At 75.5% G+C, this 15,979-nt stretch carries 20 protein-coding genes; 6 read left to right on the forward strand and 14 right to left on the reverse strand.

What is annotated here, in order from left to right:
• Positions 1 to 63: 63 nt before the first annotated feature.
• The 8 genes from dtd to ACI769_RS15230 form a co-directional block, all read right to left on the reverse strand.
• A complete protein-coding gene (gene dtd, locus ACI769_RS15195) occupies positions 64 to 504 on the reverse strand; it encodes a D-aminoacyl-tRNA deacylase (RefSeq protein WP_409141882.1) in 441 nt (146 codons plus the stop codon).
• Complete coding sequence (locus ACI769_RS15200; RefSeq protein ID WP_085388650.1) at positions 501 to 1,583, reverse strand: asparaginase; 1,083 nt, start codon at positions 1,581 to 1,583, stop codon at positions 501 to 503. Before ACI769_RS15200 ends, dtd begins: the two co-directional genes overlap by 4 nt.
• A gap of 8 nt (positions 1,584 to 1,591) precedes the next feature.
• Complete coding sequence (locus ACI769_RS15205) at positions 1,592 to 1,930, reverse strand: DUF2516 family protein (RefSeq protein WP_308200541.1); 339 nt, start codon at positions 1,928 to 1,930, stop codon at positions 1,592 to 1,594.
• A gap of 10 nt (positions 1,931 to 1,940) precedes the next feature.
• Positions 1,941 to 2,378, reverse strand: coding sequence for a type II toxin-antitoxin system VapC family toxin (locus tag ACI769_RS15210; RefSeq protein WP_409141883.1), 438 nt, complete (start codon positions 2,376 to 2,378; stop codon positions 1,941 to 1,943).
• Between the two features lie 10 nt (positions 2,379 to 2,388).
• Positions 2,389 to 2,721 carry a type II toxin-antitoxin system prevent-host-death family antitoxin gene (locus ACI769_RS15215; protein ID WP_061267982.1) on the reverse strand — a complete coding sequence of 111 codons (333 nt, stop codon included), beginning with the start codon at positions 2,719 to 2,721 and terminating at the stop codon, positions 2,389 to 2,391.
• A 64-nt stretch (positions 2,722 to 2,785) separates the two neighbouring features.
• Entirely contained in the window at positions 2,786 to 3,928 is a 1,143-nt protein-coding gene (locus tag ACI769_RS15220) for an FUSC family protein (protein WP_168945272.1), read from the reverse strand.
• Positions 3,925 to 5,067, reverse strand: coding sequence for a folate-binding protein YgfZ (locus tag ACI769_RS15225; RefSeq protein WP_076404532.1), 1,143 nt, complete (start codon positions 5,065 to 5,067; stop codon positions 3,925 to 3,927). Before ACI769_RS15225 ends, ACI769_RS15220 begins: the two co-directional genes overlap by 4 nt.
• Before the next feature lie 64 nt (positions 5,068 to 5,131).
• Entirely contained in the window at positions 5,132 to 5,728 is a 597-nt protein-coding gene (locus ACI769_RS15230; RefSeq protein WP_043654723.1) for an FABP family protein, read from the reverse strand.
• Positions 5,729 to 5,982: 254 nt separating this feature from the next.
• Between ACI769_RS15230 and ACI769_RS15235 the strand changes: the two genes are divergently transcribed.
• Positions 5,983 to 6,378: a DsrE family protein gene (locus tag ACI769_RS15235; protein WP_233139832.1), complete on the forward strand. Its 396-nt coding sequence runs from the start codon at positions 5,983 to 5,985 to the stop codon at positions 6,376 to 6,378.
• A gap of 51 nt (positions 6,379 to 6,429) precedes the next feature.
• On the opposite strand, the gene ACI769_RS15240 is transcribed toward ACI769_RS15235, so the two are convergent.
• Genes ACI769_RS15240 through ACI769_RS15250 form a run of 3 tightly spaced genes read right to left on the reverse strand, consistent with a single transcriptional unit; the run spans position 6,430 to position 8,167 of the window.
• On the reverse strand, positions 6,430 to 6,909 hold the full coding sequence (locus tag ACI769_RS15240; RefSeq protein ID WP_043654720.1) for a DUF4395 domain-containing protein: 480 nt from the start codon (positions 6,907 to 6,909) through the stop codon (positions 6,430 to 6,432).
• Between the two features lie 35 nt (positions 6,910 to 6,944).
• Positions 6,945 to 7,436, reverse strand: coding sequence for a thioredoxin family protein (locus tag ACI769_RS15245; protein ID WP_409141884.1), 492 nt, complete (start codon positions 7,434 to 7,436; stop codon positions 6,945 to 6,947).
• On the reverse strand, positions 7,433 to 8,167 hold the full coding sequence (locus ACI769_RS15250) for a hypothetical protein (protein WP_043654716.1): 735 nt from the start codon (positions 8,165 to 8,167) through the stop codon (positions 7,433 to 7,435). The genes ACI769_RS15245 and ACI769_RS15250 overlap by 4 nt, the downstream gene beginning before the upstream one ends.
• A gap of 358 nt (positions 8,168 to 8,525) precedes the next feature.
• Here ACI769_RS15250 and ACI769_RS15255 point away from each other — a divergent pair, with 358 nt between their 5' ends.
• Together ACI769_RS15255 and ACI769_RS15260 are read left to right on the forward strand one after the other, a co-directional pair.
• Positions 8,526 to 9,308: a response regulator transcription factor gene (locus ACI769_RS15255; protein WP_051028149.1), complete on the forward strand. Its 783-nt coding sequence runs from the start codon at positions 8,526 to 8,528 to the stop codon at positions 9,306 to 9,308.
• Complete coding sequence (locus tag ACI769_RS15260) at positions 9,305 to 10,249, forward strand: alpha/beta fold hydrolase (RefSeq protein WP_409141885.1); 945 nt, start codon at positions 9,305 to 9,307, stop codon at positions 10,247 to 10,249. The genes ACI769_RS15255 and ACI769_RS15260 overlap by 4 nt, the downstream gene beginning before the upstream one ends.
• Positions 10,250 to 10,292: 43 nt before the next feature.
• Here ACI769_RS15260 and nth read toward each other — a convergent pair whose 3' ends face one another.
• Positions 10,293 to 11,018 carry an endonuclease III gene (gene nth, locus ACI769_RS15265; protein WP_409141886.1) on the reverse strand — a complete coding sequence of 242 codons (726 nt, stop codon included), beginning with the start codon at positions 11,016 to 11,018 and terminating at the stop codon, positions 10,293 to 10,295.
• A gap of 98 nt (positions 11,019 to 11,116) precedes the next feature.
• Here nth and ACI769_RS15270 point away from each other — a divergent pair, with 98 nt between their 5' ends.
• Positions 11,117 to 11,794 carry a Crp/Fnr family transcriptional regulator gene (locus ACI769_RS15270; RefSeq protein WP_021481784.1) on the forward strand — a complete coding sequence of 226 codons (678 nt, stop codon included), beginning with the start codon at positions 11,117 to 11,119 and terminating at the stop codon, positions 11,792 to 11,794.
• Between the two features lie 94 nt (positions 11,795 to 11,888).
• Here ACI769_RS15270 and ACI769_RS15275 read toward each other — a convergent pair whose 3' ends face one another.
• Together ACI769_RS15275 and ACI769_RS15280 are read right to left on the reverse strand one after the other, a co-directional pair.
• Positions 11,889 to 12,377 (reverse strand): RidA family protein, encoded by a 489-nt coding sequence (locus ACI769_RS15275; RefSeq protein ID WP_409141887.1) that lies wholly within the window; start codon positions 12,375 to 12,377, stop codon positions 11,889 to 11,891.
• On the reverse strand, positions 12,377 to 12,541 hold the full coding sequence (locus ACI769_RS15280) for a hypothetical protein (protein WP_021481786.1): 165 nt from the start codon (positions 12,539 to 12,541) through the stop codon (positions 12,377 to 12,379). Before ACI769_RS15280 ends, ACI769_RS15275 begins: the two co-directional genes overlap by 1 nt.
• 138 nt (positions 12,542 to 12,679) lie before the next feature.
• Here ACI769_RS15280 and ACI769_RS15285 point away from each other — a divergent pair, with 138 nt between their 5' ends.
• Entirely contained in the window at positions 12,680 to 15,013 is a 2,334-nt protein-coding gene (locus tag ACI769_RS15285; RefSeq protein ID WP_409141888.1) for a transglycosylase domain-containing protein, read from the forward strand.
• Positions 14,977 to 15,957, forward strand: coding sequence for a metallophosphoesterase (locus tag ACI769_RS15290; protein ID WP_409141889.1), 981 nt, complete (start codon positions 14,977 to 14,979; stop codon positions 15,955 to 15,957). Before ACI769_RS15285 ends, ACI769_RS15290 begins: the two co-directional genes overlap by 37 nt.
• Positions 15,958 to 15,979: the final 22 nt, after the last annotated feature.

Raw genomic sequence — 15,979 nt, forward strand, 5'->3', positions numbered from 1 at the left:
CCGCGCGGGGTACGCGGTCCTCCGTACGCAGGCCCCGTACGGGACAGCCCGTACGACGCCGCGTCAGGCCTCGAGGATCAGCGTGACCGGGCCGTCGTTGACGAGGTCGACCGCCATGTGCGCGCCGAACCGCCCGGTCGCCACCTCGACCCCGCGGGCGCGCAGCGCCTCGACGACCGCGTCGACGAGCGGCTCCGCGACGGGACCGGGCGCCGCGCCGTTCCACGACGGCCGCCGGCCCTTGCGCGTGTCCGCGTAGAGCGTGAACTGGGAGACGACGAGCACGGGCGCGCCCTCGTCGAGCACGGACCGCTCCCCCGCGAGGATCCGCAGCTCGGCGATCTTGCGCGCGATCGTCTCCACCTGCGCGTCGCCGTCGTCGTGCGTGACACCGACGAGCGCGAGCAGGCCCGGTCGGTCGATCGCGCCGACGACCTCCGCCGTCCCGTCCTCGGCCACGACGCTCACGCTCGCGCGCGTCACGCGCTGCACGACGGCCCTCACGGCCGTCCCCCGTCGTCGCGCCGCGCGGCGGCGGACGAGAGGCCCTGCGAGGCATCGTGCGCCGCGTCCGTCCCGGGCTCGTCGAGCACGGCGCGCACGGTGCCCACCGGCTGCCCGGCACCGAGCACGGGCACGTCGCCGAGCGCGTCGAGCGCCGACCCGTCCGTTCCCTCGACGTCGAGCGCGCCGAGACGGCGCAGCGCCGCGGCGAGCACCGCCGGGCGGGGCCGGGACGCGCCGTCGAGCACCTTGAGGGCGAGGGCACGGCCGTCGGGCAGCCCGGCCCCGTACACCCCGTCGGCCCCGTCCTTGGCGACCAGGCCCGGGACGGCGCGCATCGCGAGGGTCGCGTCGCGTCCCGTGCCGCCCACCATCTCGGGGAACGCCGCCATGGCGCGCGCGACCTCGGCCTCGGCCGAACCCGGGTCGTGCTGCGGGGCCGCGGCGAGGCGCCCGAACGCGCGGGCGAGCCCGCGCACGGTCGTCGAGAAGAGCGGCGCGCCGCAGCCGTCGACCGTCACGTGCTCGACGGCGACGCCCGTCGCCTCCGCGACGGTCTCGCGCACCGCGACCTGCAGCGGATGGTCGTGCTCCAGGTACGTGCGCGGGTCCCAGCCCGCGACGACGCACGTCGCGAGCATCGCCGCGTGCTTGCCGGAGCAGTTCTGGGTGATCGACGACGGGCCGTTCCCCGCCTCCTGCCACGCGAGCGCGGCCGGCGGGTGCAGCGGGAGGTCCGGGGTGTTGCGCAGCGCGGACTCGTCGAGCCCGACGCCCGCGAGGATCTCGCGCACCCCCGCGAGGTGCTCGGGCTCGCCGTTGTGGCTCGCGGCGGCGAGGGCCAGGAGGCGCGGCGGCAGGCGCAGGCCGTGCCGCAGCATCGCGACGGCCTGGAACGGCTTGACGCTCGAGCGCGGCCAGACGACCGTGCCGGCGTCGCCGCGCTCGAGGAGCGTGCCGCCGTCGGGCTCCAGCAGCACGAGGTGCCCCGTGTGGACGGACTCCACGAGGTCGCCGCGCACGACCTCGGCCAGCGGGACGGCGGCGCGCGCGACCCCGGTGCGGACGTCGTCGGTCACCGCGGCGCTCACCAGCCGCCGGGCCGGCCGGACGACCCGTTGCCGCGCCCGTTCCCGTACGGCTGGAGGCGGGGACGCACGTCGACGAGGTACACGATCGCCGCGACGACCGCGATGATCCCGATGAAGCCGAGGTTGATCCCGCCGCCGAGCGGGATGGAGAGGAAGCCGAGCGCCGCGGCGACGCCGAGGATCGCGAGCCAGATCGGCTTGCTCAGCTTGCCCTCGGCCGTGAACGCGCTCGCGGGCCGCCGGATCGCGTCGACGAGCGCGAAGAGCTGCGTCCCGAACACGACCAGCGACAGGAGGAGGTAGACGATCCACTGCAGCGACCCGAAGATTCCCACGGGCACGAGCCTACGGTCTGGCGAGCGGCCACGGCACCACGCGCAGCCCGGCGGCACGCGCCGCGGTCACGACGTGCGGGTCCCACGCGGCCACGACCGTGTCGTCGTGCGCGACGGCGAGCGCGCTCGCCACGTGCACCGCGTCGTTGCTGCGCAGCGACCCCGCGGCGACGAGCCGCGACGCGCGGTCGGTGACGGCACCGGACACCTCGACCACGTGCAGCGCGGGTCGCAGCGTGTCCCACGTGCCCTGCGCGCGGGCGTGCCCCGGGCCGTCGATGACCCCGCCGCGGGCTCCCGCGGCGAGCGCGGCGCGGACCTCGACGTCGGCGAGGCGGCTCGTGACGACGACGTCCGCACGGTTCCACAGGCGGCTCGCCAGCGCGGAGCCGGCCTCGGGGACGCACAGCTTCACGAGCGCGCTCGCGTCGAAGTAGACGAGGGCCACCGCGGGCCCCTCAGCGCCGGATCCGGCGCACGAGCGCCGCGACCCCGCCGCCGCGGGCGGCCCGGGCGCCGTCGGACGGGCGCGGGCCGTCGGGACCCGCCGGACGTGCCCCGTCCGTCGCCGCGACGAGCGCCGGCGCGGGCACCGCGTGCACGGGGCGCTCCCCCGCCGGGGGCACCAGGACGCCGTCGCGCACGAGCTCGGTGACGAGGTCCGCCGTCGCGACGCCGGTCAGCCGGGCGACGGGGACGCCGCGCTCGGTGATGACGACCTCCTCACCGTCCCTGGCCCGCTCGATCCACGACTTGAGCTCGGCGCGCAGCGCGCTGACAGGGACCTCCATGCCCCGACCGTACCGGCCCGCGGTACCGCTGTGCAGGGGTCGGTCGTCCCGGGTGCGAACGCTCTCAGAGCTCGGGGAGCGCGTCGCGCGCCTGCTCGGGCGTCGCGCCCGCCGCCTCCAAGGCGTCGACGATCGGCGACCGCACGAGCATCACGAGCGACTGCACCTGCCAGTCGCCGTCGCCGAGCGCGTGGGGGTCGGCGCTGCGGGCCACCTCGAGGAGGACCTCGCGCGCGACCGCCGGGTCGCGCCCCGCGCCGACGGCCTCGGCGAGCACGTGGACCCCGGCGCCGAACCGGGCGACGAGGTCCGCCACGGCGTCGAGCTCGTGGTGGTCCGGGCCGCTCGCGACCGGCCGTGCACGCCGCGCCAGGACGCGCACGCTGCGCATCGCGCGGTCGACGAGCACCGCCTGCCGCTCGAGCCCGCCCAGCTCGTCCCGGTGCCGCAGCCCGGCGGCGCTCACGCGCGCGAGCTCGCGCGCGGACGTCGCGGACGACTGCCACTCCTCGAGCGCGCCCTCGGACGCCCGGCCCTTGACCAGCGCCGCGTCGAGGTCCGCGGGGTCGCGCGCTCGCAGACCGCGCGCGAGCACGTCGAGCACGCCCGCGAGCTCCGACGTCGCCTCGGACCCGAGCAGGCGGGGTCGTCGTCGGGGGTCGCCCGGCGTGAGGGCCGCGACGGCGAGCGCGACGGCGCCGCCCACGAGCGCGTCCGTCCACCGCCCGAGCGGGCCGCCCGCCTGCGCGGCCGGGAGCCCGACGATGACGATGGCCTGCACGCCCGCCTGCGTCGTGAGCATCGCGCCCCGGTCGATGAAGCGTGCGGCGAGGGCCGAGACCGCGAGGACGACGGCGACCTGCCACCAGCCCGACCCGATCGCGTGGACCACGAGGTCCCCGAGGCCGACGCCGATCGCGACGCCCACCGCGAGCTCGAGCACGCGGCGGAGCTGACGGTCCTGGCTGAAGCCGAGGCAGATCCACGCGGAGACCGGCGCGAAGAAGGGGGCCGTGTGCCCGAGCCCGTACCGGGCGATGCCGAACGCGAGGCCGGCAGCCGCCGACGCCTGGAGGATCGGCCACAGCGCCACGCGCACGCGCGACGCGCCCTGCCGGACCCGGGCCCGCAGGAGGAGCCGGCGCCACGCCGTCCGGGCGACGTCGACCGCCCCCGGGGACTGCCCGCGCGCCGGCCCCGACGTCACAGCATGCTCGTGGGTGCGCCCTCGCCGCGCGGCGTGACGCCGCGCCCGACGGGACCGCGCGCGGCCGGACGGTCGACGGAGACGCCCTCGCCGGGCACCACGACCTCCTGCGCCGCGGAGATCGCGCCGCCGTCGCAGTCGACGAGGAGCTCGGCGTCGACCGGCGCGCTCCGCTTGAGGACCGCGAGCGCGATCGGCCCGAGCTCGTGGTGGCGCGCGACCGACGTGACGGCCCCGACGGCGCGGCCGTCGAGCGTGACCTCGGCCCCCGGCGCGGGCAGCAGGTGGCCCGAGCCGTCGAGGTGCAGCATGACCACGCGCCGCGGCGGACGCCCGAGGTTGTGCACGCGCGCGATGGTCTCCTGCCCCCGGTAGCAGCCCTTGTGCAGGTGGACGGCGGTGCGCAGCCAGTCGGTCTCGTGCGGGATCGACCGGTGGTCGACCTCCGTCGCGAGGCGCGGGCGCCAGGCCTCGACGCGCGCGGCCTCGCTCGCCCACGTGCCCACGAGGCGCCACCCGGCGGCCTCGCGCGCCGCGACGGCGTCGGCCAGCTCCGCGCGCGGGACGAGCACGAGCCGCCACGGGCGCTCGCGTCCCGGGTGCTCGTCCTCGGGCGGGCCGTACCGCGTGCCGCCCGCGAGGACGCGCGGCCACGGGTCGCGCCAGGTCACGGGCTCGTCCTCGGCGCCCTCGGCGTCGACCGGCTCGCCGAGCGCGGCCCACTCGTCCGTGGCGTCGGCGATCTCGACGCGGAGCATGAACTTCATGCGGTCCAGCCACGCGGCGAGGTCGGCCGCGTGCGAGCGCTCGGTGACGAGCCAGGTCGTGGTGCCGTCGTCGACGACCGACGCGGCGTGCTCGACGTGGCCCTGCGGCGAGAGCACGAGCAGCTCCGTCGAGGTGCGCGGCGCGAGGTCCGTGAGGTCCTGGGACGTGATGGAGTGCAGCCAGCTCAGCCGGTCCGGGCCCGTGACCGTGACGACGCCCAGGTGCGACTGGTCGACGACGGCGCCGCCCGTGCGCAGCGCGCGCTGCTCCCCGGTGGGGTCGCCGTAGTGCCAGGCGACGCCCTCGTCGGGGCCCGTCGCGGGCACGGCGCCGTGGCGCGACAGGAGCGGGCTGGTGTAACCGGTGGTCACGGGTGGTCCTCCTTCGTCGACGCGTCCGGGCCGGGCGGGCCCTCGGGCCGCCCGGTGGCCTGCGTCAGGCCGACGGGCGCCGGGTCAGCTTCGCGGACGCGTACGACTGCAACGGCTGACCGAAGGCCGCCAATTCCCACACCCACAGGAGCTGGCCCTCGACGAACCCGTAGAGCCGCTTCGAGGCCGTGACCTCGGACGCGGTGGACGTGCGCGCGATGAGGTCGCTCGCCAGGTCCACGCGGCCGTTGCCGACGGCGCCCAGGTACACCGACACGCGGCCCGCCGGGTCGGCGACCAGGACCTCGAGGGGGTGGCGGTCGTCCTCGAGGCCCTCGGGCCGGTCGGTCGACACGCGCCAGTAGCCGGTCTCCGTGGACCAGACGGGCGACGCGGCGGCCGCGGCGTCGAGGGTGGCCTCGTCACGCTCGGGCCACTCGCCCTCCGCGGGCACCGTCTCGGGGACCGCGGCGTCGAGGACGCGCAGCGTCGACTCGTAGCGCAGGTAGGGGCCGCCGTCGTGGTCGAACACGACGTCGTGGACGAACGGCGTCTCCTCGATGCCCGGGTACTTGACGACGCCCTCGCCGCGCCAGCTCCCGACGAGCCAGGCGAGCGGGTACACCTCGGGAGCGAGGCCTTCGGGGAACTCGAACGGCATCAGCGACCACCTCTCGGAGTCGGGCGGCGCGCGGCGCCCGCGCGGGGACGGGCCCCGCGCGGCGACGTCAGCGCTGGCCCTTGAAGAGCTTGTAGACGACGTACCCGGCGAACCACGTGATGGTCACCGTCGCCGCGAGGAGCAGGCCGAGGAAGATCAGCTCGAGAGTGTGCGGGCTCATGCGGGCGATCCTACCGGCCGGACGGCACCGGCACGCCGTGGCCGTGGTCACCCGCGGGACTACGCTCGGCCGCGTGACCGACTCCTCGCTCCCTGCCGCCGCCCCCCGCTCCCGCTCCCTCGTCGTCAAGACGACGTCGGGGCTCGACCGGCCCGAGGCCGCGAACCAGGCCTTCACCGTCGCCGCCGCCGCGGTCGCGGCGGGCGTCGAGGTGAGCGTGTGGCTCACGGGCGAGGCGGCGTGGTTCGGGGTGCCGGGCCGCGCGGCGGAGCTCGAGCTCGAGCACGCGGCACCGCTGCCCGACCTGCTCGACGCGGTCCTCGCCGCGGGCACGCTGACCGTCTGCACGCAGTGCGCGGCGCGCCGCGGGATCACGGCCGACGACGTCCTGCCCGGCGTGCGCATCGCGGGGGCGGCGGTGTTCGTCGAGGAGGCGCTGCGCGAGGGCGCCCAGGCGCTCGTCTACTGAGCGAGCGGCGCCCGCAGGCGCTCGCGTGCCGGGCAGGCGCGCGCCGGGCCGTCAGCGGGCCGGCACGACCCGGCGCAGCAGCAGGTACAGCTCGCACCCGAGGCACAGGCCGAACGCGGCGTTGAGGACGGCGGCCACGAGCGCTAGCGCCGCCGCGGCCGGCACGGCGCCCGCGACGCCGACCAGCCCGAGCACGACCCCGGCACCGGTGATCACGAGGCCCACCGCCTGCGCGAACCGCGGCGGCCTCGGGTCCTCGCGCTCCGTCGTCGGGCCGATGCGCGGGAGCAGGACCAGCCGATAGACGGCCGCCTGCCACGTGCCCTGCGCGCCGCGGACGGTGCCGAGCAGGAAGCTCGCCGCGACGACGGCGAGCAGCACGAGCGCCGCGGGCGACGTCCAGAGCAGGATCACCACGGCGAGCAGGACGGCCGTCATGCCCGCCCCCGCGCGCGGCCCGCGCGGGTCGATGCCGGCGGGCGCGCCGCCCGGCTCGGTGACGGTGGCCTCCGGGCCTGCCTGGTCGCTCACTCGGGTCTCCTCCGGTCGGCCGTCGGAGACGGCGGTCAGCTGCCTGGCACGCTCGCGGGCCGCGCGCCCGGGTCCGCGACGGCGAGCGCCGCGAGCGCCTGGGCGCGGTTCATGCCCCCGCTCGCGCGGGCGACCTCGCGGCCCTCCGCGTCGAGCACGAGGACGGTCGGCGTGCGCAGTATGCCGAATGCTCGCACCAGGTCGAGGTGGTCGTCGATGTCCATCTCACGATGCGTCACGTCCGGGTGCGCGGCGCTCACGTCGCGCAGGACCCGGGCGGTGGCGCGGCACGGCGCGCAGAGCTCGGCGGAGAACTGGACGAACGTGCGGCGCTCCGCGAGCGCGACGCCGTGCGCCGCCCAGTCCACGGGGGCGCGCCCAGCAGCGCCGTCCGCGGGCGACCCGGCGCCCGCTCTCCCGCGCGCGGCCCGCACGACGCCCTGGCGGCGCTGCCACCACACGCCGAGAGCGGCCGTCGCGACGAGGGTCACGACGAGCAGCACGACGGCGAGCGGCGACGGGGTCACCCGACGATCACCCGGCCGACGACGAAGATCAGGGTCCCGCCGACGGCGACGGGCAGGGCGGTCGCCGAGAACGCGCCCAGACGGCCGCGCAGCTCGGGGAGCTGGTCGAAGAGCGCGTGCAGCGACGCGACGAGCAGGCCCGCGACGACCCCCGCCCAGACGCCGCCCAGCAGCTCGAGGTCGGGCATGACGTAGCCGACGGCGCCGCCCGCGAGCACCGCGAGGCCGAGCGTCAGCGCGGCGTTGAGCCAGCCGCCGAGCGGCAGCGCGGACACCGCGGACGCCACGGCGAGCGCGACCGCCGTCGTGACGACGAGGGACTCGCCGGCGTCGGTGCGGCCCGCGGCGATCCAGCCCGCGCTCGACGTCGCCACGACGATCCCGCTCACCGTGCCGATGAGCGACTCGACCAGGCGCGGGCGGCCGTCGCGCCGCAGGAGCTCGGCGACGAACGCGAGGACGACGGAGAGAGCGAGCACGACGGGCAGGTGGCGCAGCGCGGGCTCCCCGTGCGTCGCGGCGGTCGCGGCCACGGCGCCGAGCCCGGCGATCGCGATGACGACCCGGGTCCCGCCGTGGACGGGGATGTCGAGCAGCCGCGGCCAGCCGATCGCGACGCCCAGCGCCAGCGCGCCCGACGCGATCGTGAGCGGCAGCGGGCCGAAGAACGCGGCGACGGCCACGACCGCCGCCAGGCATGCCGTCACGACGGCACGGGTCGAGAGGTCCACGCGGTCAGCGCCCCGTTCGGGGGTCGCGGGAGGGCGTCGGGTCGTGCAGCACGCCTCAGAGTGTCGCAGAGACTCGCCACGGGCCGCTCACCGGCTCCCTGTCGACGGCCGGGCGGCGGTCTCGCGAGCGGGCCTCGGCGTCGCTGCCGGGCAGCGCTGTCACCGGCCGGGGAGGGCGGACGCGCGCGATGTGAGACACGCACCGTGCGCGCGGCCGGCACGCGATACGGTAACCGTCCACGGACCGCGGACGTGGCCGACGACGTGGCGTGCCCCGTAGAGGTCCGTCCCGCCCGGTCGCCACGCGTCGACGCCCGGGGGCGCCGCCCGCGCCCCGCGACCCGGAAGGAGGTGCCGGATGGCCGACCTGCTCATCCTCACCCCCGCCACTGGCGGTTCCGTCGAGGTGCTGCCCGCGCTCGGCCTGCTCTCGCACCGCATCCGGGTCCTGCCCATGGAGCCGTCGGCGCTCGTCGACGCACCGGACTCGGACGTCGTGCTGCTGGACGCGCGTCGCGACCTCGTCGCCGCCCGCACCACGTGCCGGCTCCTGCACGCCACGGGCCTGACGGTCCCGCTCGTGCTCGTGCTCACCGAGGGCGGGCTCACCGTGGTGACCGCCGAGTGGGGTGCCGACGACCTCCTCCTGGAGGGCGCAGGACCGGCCGAGGTCGAGGCCCGGCTCCGGCTCGTCATCGAGCGCTCCGCGCGGGGACCGGCCGAGGACGGCCCGCAGGAGATCGCGGCGGGCGAGCTCGCGATCGACGCGAGCGGCTACACCGCCCGGCTGCGCGGCCGCCCGATCGACCTCACGTACAAGGAGTTCGAGCTCCTCAAGTACCTCGTCCAGCACCCGGGCCGCGTGTTCACGCGCGCGCAGCTCCTCCAGGAGGTCTGGGGCTACGACTACTACGGGGGCACGCGCACCGTCGACGTCCACGTGCGCCGTCTGCGCGCCAAGCTCGGGCCGGAGCACGAGCAGCTCATCGGCACGGTGCGCAACGTCGGCTACCGGTTCGACCCGCCGAAGGACCGCCGTCCCGCGGCGGCCGCGGAGGCGTCCGGAGCGGACGCCGCCGGTGCCGACTCCGGGTCGTCGGCCGACAGCGGGTCCGGGACGCCGGTAGGTTCGTCCGGGTGACGCCCGACCCCTCCGACTTCACGTCCGCCCTCCTCGACGGCCCCTGGCGCCACGAGTTCGTGCCGGCCAACGGGGCCCGCTTCCACGTGGCGCTCGCCGGTCCCGAGGACCGTGGCGTGCGGGACCCCGGCCCGCCGCTCGTCGTGCTGCTCCACTCGTTCCCCCAGTTCTGGTGGGCGTGGCGGCACCAGCTCGAGCCCCTGGCCGCCGCCGGCTACCGCGTCGCCGCCATGGACGTGCGCGGCGTCGGAGCGTCCGACAAGCCGCCGATCGGCTACGACGCCCCGACGCGCACGCGCGACATCGCGGGCGTGATCCGCTCGCTCGGGTCGGGGCGCGCGGTCGTCGTGGGCCACGGCACCGGCGGCAGCCTCGCCTGGGCGATGGCTGCGCTCCAGCCCGCCGTGACGGCCGGGGTCGCCGCGTTCTCCGCGCCGCACCCCGCACGGCTGCACACGTCGGCCCGACGGCTCCTCACGCCCGCCGCGCAGCGCCAGCTCGCGTTCTACCAGGTTCCGACGCTGCCCGAGCGCGCGCTCGTCCGCGGCGACCTCGTCGCCGACGTGCTCGCGACGGGCGCCGCGCAGCCCTTCGCGCCCGACGTCGTCGACACGTACCGCACCGTCATGCGCATCCCGTTCGCGGCGCACACCGCGATGGAGTCGCTGCGCTGGGCCGTGCGCTCCACCCCCCGGCCCGACGGGCGCCGCTTCCTCGCCGCGCTCCGCCACCCCGTGGAGGTCCCCGCCCTCCAGGTGCACGCGGCGCAGGACGGCCTGCTGCGCCGCGACCTCGCGGACGCCGACGGCGCCGCGCTCTCCCGGGACTTCCGCTTCGAGGTCGTGGACGACGCCGGGCACTTCCTCCCCGAGGAGGCCCCGGACACCGTGACGGAGCTGCTCCTGGACTGGCTCCCCACGACGCAGCGGCCCGCGGGCTGACCCGAGCGGCCGCGGGATCGTGCGCGCGTGACCCGGCGGTACCTCAGCTCGTCTTGACGAGCGCGGCCGCCTTGACCGGGTCGACCTCGCCGACGCCGAACGACGGGCACCACCGCGCGATCGTGCACGCGCCGCACGCCGGCTTGCGCGCGAAGCACACCCGCCGGCCGTGGAAGATCAGCCGGTGGGAGAGCATCGTCCACTCCGACTTCTCGATGAGCCCGCCGACGACCTGCTCGACCTTGACCGGGTCCTCCTCCGTGGTCCACCCCAGGCGGCGCACGAGGCGGCCGAAGTGCGTGTCCACCGTCAGCCCCGGCACGCCGAACGCGTTCCCGAGCACGACGTTCGCCGTCTTGCGGCCCACGCCCGGCAGAGAGACGAGGTCCTCCAGGCGGGCGGGCACCTCGCCGTCGAACCGTTCGACGAGCGCCTGGCCGATCCCGAGGACGGACTGCGCCTTGGCCCGGAAGAAGCCCGTGGGCCGCAGGATCTCCTCGAGCTCGGCCCGGTCCGCCGACGCGTACGCCGCGGCGTCCGGGTAGCGCGCGAACAGCGCGGGCGTCGTGAGGTTCACGCGCTTGTCCGTCGTCTGGGCCGAGAGGACCGTCGCGACCAGCAGCTCGAGCGGCGTGGTGAAGTCGAGCTCGCAGTGCGCGTCCGGGTAGGTGACCGCGAGCTCACGGTTGGTGCGGCGCGCGCGCCGCACGAGCGCGAGGTGCGACTCGGGCTTCGGAGCCCGCGCGCGGGCCTGCTCGGTGGTGGTCACGGAACCCACCGTAGCCGCCGCCCCCGACACCCGAGTTGCAGCGGTAGGGCAGACTTGTCCTGGAACATTTCCGAGGACGAGACGATAGGACACCCCGCGTGGACGACGACGTTGTGCTCTCCGCCCCCCTGTTCGCGACGATGGACGCGGACGAGACGCGCACCCTCTTCGAGTCGATGCAGCAGATCGAGCTCTCGCGCGGGGACGTGCTCTTCCGCGAGGGCGAGCCGGGCGACCGCCTCTACGTGATCGCGAGCGGCAAGATCAAGCTGGGGCGCCGCTCCAACGACGGCCGCGAGAACCTCCTGTCGATCCTCGGCCCCGGCGAGATGTTCGGCGAGCTCTCGCTCTTCGACCCGGGCCCCCGCACCGCCACCGCGAGCTCCGTCGCCGACTCCGTCATCTACGAGCTCGGCCACGACCAGCTCGTCGAGTGGATCGAGAAGCACCCGAGCGTCGCGAAGCACCTGCTCAACGCCCTCGCGCGCCGCCTGCGCCGCACGAACGAGACGCTGGCCGACCTCGTGTTCTCCGACGTGCCGGGCCGCGTCGCCAAGGCGCTCCTCGACCTGTCGACCCGGTTCGGCGAGGAGACGGACGAGGGCATCCGCGTCGCGCACGACCTCACGCAGGAGGAGCTCGCGCAGCTCGTCGGCGCGTCGCGCGAGACCGTGAACAAGGCGCTCGCCGACTTCGCGACGCGCGGCTGGGTCCGCCGCGAGGGCCGGGCCGTCGTCCTGCTCGACATGGACCGCCTGGAGCGCCGCGCGCGCTGACCGGCTGCACCGCCGAGACGTCGACGAGAACGGGGTCGGCGACCGGATCCTCCCGGATCTGGTCGCCGACCCCGTGCTCGTGCGGGCGTGAAGGCTATTCCGCCAGCTCGACGACGAGCTCCACCTCGACCGGGGCGTCGAGCGGCAGGACCGCGACGCCGACGGCGCTGCGGGCGTGCACCCCCGCCTCACCGAAGATCTCGCCAAGGACGGTGCTCGCACCGTTCACGACGCCGGGCTGGCCAGTGAACGACGGGTCGCTCGCCACGAACCCGACCACCTTGACGACCCGCACGACGTCGTCGAGGTTCCCGACGACGTCGTGCACGGCCGCGAGCGCGTTGAGCGCGCACACGCGCGCGAGACCCGCGGCGTCGGCGGGCGCGACGAGGCCCTCGCCGTCGCCCACCTTGCCGGTCGCGAGCAGCGCGCCGTCGACGAACGGGAGCTGGCCCGAGGTGTGGACGTACCGGCCGGAGCGCACCGCGGGGACGTAGGCGGCGACCGGCGCCGCCACCCGCGGGAGCGTGATGCCGAGCTCCGCGAGGCGCGCGGCGACCGTCCCGGCGGGGACGCCCGTCACTACTTCTCCCCGGTGGGGCGCTTGAGGTAGGCGACGAGGCCGTTGCCGTCCGGGCCGGTCACGACCTGGACGAGCTCCCAGCCGTCGGAGCCCCACTGGTCGAGGACGGCCTTCGTGTTGTGGATGATGAGGGGGATGGTCGCGTACTCCCACGTGGTTGCCATGGGGCGAGCGTAGTCGGACGGCGCGGGCCGCGGCGCGGCCGGACGGGCGCGCCGTCCCGGGATGCTTACACAACCCGCACACCCGGGAGAGGCGGCTTTCCGGGCCTCTCCCGGGGTTGCTCCCGTAGGGTTGGCACCATGGCTTCCCCTGTGCGTCCTCGCGGCCGGCAGATCAACGCGTACCAGCTCGTCGCCCTCTTCCTGGCGTTCGTGCTGGTCTCCGGCGTCGGCGGCGTGCTCGCGGCCGGGCTCCTCGTGCCGCTGGCCGCCGGGGCGAACACCGCGACGGACACCGCCGTCGAGGTGTTCGACGAGCTGCCGGCCGACCTCGAGCCGGGCCCGCTGTCCGAGCAGTCGCGCATCTACGCGAACGACGGCACGACGCGGCTCGCGACGTTCTACACGGAGAACCGCATCGTCGTCCCGCTGGACCAGGTCTCCGAGCCCATGAAGAACGCGGTCATCGCGATCGAGGACAAGCGCTTCTGGGAGCACGGCGGGGTCGACGTCGAGGGCATCCCGCGCGCGTTCGTCAACAACCTCACGGGCGGCTCGACGCAGGGCGCCTCGACCCTGACGCAGCAGTACGTGAAGAACGTCCTCATCGAGCAGGCCGTGCGCGACGGCGACGTCATGGCGCAGCACGAGGCCAAGGCCGACACGCTCGGGCGCAAGGCGCGCGAGGCGAAGCTCGCCATCTCGCTCGAGAAGAGGATGGGCAAGGAGGAGATCCTCCAGGGCTACCTCAACATCGCGCAGTTCGGGCGCTCCGTGTACGGCGTCGAGACGGCGGCGCGGCACTACTTCGGCGTCTCGGCCAAGGACCTGAACTACCTCCAGGCGGCCACGATCGCCGGGATCACCAAGGCGCCGTCCACGTACGACCCGACGGCCGACCCGGAGAAGGCCCAGAACCGCCGCAACGTCGTCCTCAACACGATGTACCAGCAGGGGTACATCACCAAGGAGGAGTACGACGCCGGGCTGGCCACCCCCATCGCGGACACGCTCGCCATCCAGCCGCTCGAGGCGGGCTGCCAGGCGTCCGGCGGCTCCGCGTTCTTCTGCGACTACGTCACGAAGATCATCATGTCGGACCCGGTGTTCGGCGAGACGAAGGCCGAGCGCGAGGCGCTGCTGTACCGCGGCGGGCTCGACATCTACACGACGCTCGACCCGAACATGCAGGCGGCCGCGGAGCAGCACGCGGCGGCTGCGGTCCCGGCGGACGACCCGAGCCAGATCGAGGACGCGATCGTGTCGATCGAGCCGGGGACGGGCAAGATCCTCGCGATGGCGCAGAACCGCGCGTTCGACAACACGCAGGACCCCGCCCCCAACACGACGGCCGTGAACTACAGCACCGACGAGGCGCACGGCGGATCGCGCGGGTTCTCGCCCGGCTCCACCTGGAAGCCGTTCGTCCTCGCCGAGTGGCTCAAGGAGGGGCACTCGCTCTACGACACGGTCAACGCGAACAAGCGCACCTGGATCGGCAGCCGGGACTTCCACGCGAGCTGCAAGCGTCTCGGCAACGACCCGTGGACGCCCGCGAACTCCGACGGCCCGGGCAGCGGCTCGATGACGGTGCTCAAGGCGACCTACAACTCGGTCAACACCGCCTACACGACCATCGCCTCCCAGCTCGACCTCTGCGGCGTCGCGAACACCGCGAAGGCGGCCGGTTTCACGCCGTCGTCGAAGGACAAGACCGACATCGAGATCGTGCCGTCGATGATCCTCGGCACCCAGAACTCGTCGCCGATGCACATGGCCGCCGCGTACGCGACGTTCGCCGCGGGCGGCACGTACTGCCAGCCGATCGCGATCACGAAGGTGGTCGCGGGCGACGGCGAGGAGCTGCCCGTCCCGTCGGCGAACTGCCAGCCCGGGGCCATCGACCCCGCGGTCGCCAACACGGTCACGTACGCGCTCCAGCAGGTGCTCACCCAGGGCTCGGGCCGCGGCAACGCGCTCGCCGACGGCCGTCCGGCCGCGGGCAAGACCGGTACCGCGAACCTCAACAAGCACACGTGGTTCATCGGCTACACGCCGCAGGTCGCCACGGCCGTGTGGATCGGCAACGCCGAGAACGACGTCGAGATGAACGGCCGCTTCACCATCAACGGCAAGACGCGTCCGTACTGGTACGGGTCGAGCCTCGCCGCCCCGACGTGGCGCGACTACATGAACCAGATCCTCGCCGGTCAGCCCGCCCCCGGGTTCGCCGAGCCGGACTGGGGCCGCGTCAACGCCCCCAAGCCCCCGCCGCGCACCCCGTCGACGCCCGAGGGCGGCCAGGACGGCGGTGACCAGGGCGGTCAGCAGCCGGGTGGCGACGAGCCCGACGACGACCAGCCCGACAGCGAGGCCGACGGCCGGGGCGACCGCGGCGACCGCAGCAACGGCGCGGGCCGCGAGAGCGACCTCGGCGCGTGGCTGGAGGGCCTCGGCGGCGGGGGGAACGGCTGAGCGCCGACGGGGCGCGCCGGGCCCTGCGCGGGCTCGGGGCGCTGGCCGCCGTCGGCGTGGCGGGCGTCGCGTACGCGCACGTGGAGACGAAGCTCTTCACGCTCCGCGAGGCGACCGTCCCCGTCCTGCCACCCGGCTCGCGCGACCTGCGGGTGCTGCACGTCTCCGACCTGCACCTCGTCCCGACCCAGCAGCGCAAGATCGAGTGGGTGCGCTCGCTCGCCGAGCTCGAGCCCGACCTCGTCGTCGACACCGGGGACAACCTCGCGCACGTCGACGCGCTCGAGCCGCTGCTCGACGCGCTCGCCCCGCTCCTGGCGGTGCCCGGCGCGTTCGTCCTGGGCTCGAACGACTACTTCGCGCCGGTCCCGAAGAACCCGGCGCGCTACCTCCTGCCCGACGCGCGGCTGCCGTTCGCGTCGCAGCCCCGCCTCCTGCCCGCGGCCGAGATGGCCGGCGCGATGCGCGACGCCGGGTGGGTCGACCTCACGAACCGTCGTGACGTCCTCGACGTCGGCGGCGTCCGCCTCGACCTCGTGGGCGTCGACGACCCGCACCTCGACCGCGACGTCTTCCCCGCGCCCGCGTCGCAGGCCCCGGCCGCTCCGCCGGAGGGCGGCGTGCTCCGGCTCGGGGTCACGCACGCGCCGTACCGGCGGGTCCTGGACCAGATGCACGACGACGGCGCGGAGCTCGTCCTCGCGGGCCACACCCACGGCGGGCAGCTCTGCGTGCCCGGGTTCGGCGCGCTCGTGACGAACTGCGACATCGACCGCAAGCGGGCCAAGGGCCTGCACGGCTGGCCGGGCCCCCGCCCCGACGCCGCGGGCGGCCAGGACTCGACGTGGCTGCACGTCTCCGCCGGTGCGGGCACGTCGCCCTACGCGCCGGTCCGGTTCGCGTGCCGCCCCGAGGCCACGCTGCTCACCCTGACGTCGCGCTGACGACACCCCCTTCCCCACCACC

Source organism: Cellulosimicrobium sp. RS (assembly GCF_046159675.1).
GTDB lineage: Bacteria > Actinomycetota > Actinomycetes > Actinomycetales > Cellulomonadaceae > Cellulosimicrobium > Cellulosimicrobium funkei.

Coding starts and splice junctions, on each gene's coding strand:
- ACI769_RS15215 (WP_061267982.1), bottom strand. CDS start 2,721: ATGGAGGTCCCTGTCAGCGCGCTGCGCGCCGAGCTCAAGTCGTGGATC.
- ACI769_RS15230 (WP_043654723.1), bottom strand. CDS start 5,728: ATGCCGTTCGAGTTCCCCGAAGGCCTCGCTCCCGAGGTGTACCCGCTC.
- ACI769_RS15255 (WP_051028149.1), top strand. CDS start 8,526: ATGGCCGACCTGCTCATCCTCACCCCCGCCACTGGCGGTTCCGTCGAG.
- ACI769_RS15280 (WP_021481786.1), bottom strand. CDS start 12,541: ATGGCAACCACGTGGGAGTACGCGACCATCCCCCTCATCATCCACAAC.
- ACI769_RS15285 (WP_409141888.1), top strand. CDS start 12,680: ATGGCTTCCCCTGTGCGTCCTCGCGGCCGGCAGATCAACGCGTACCAG.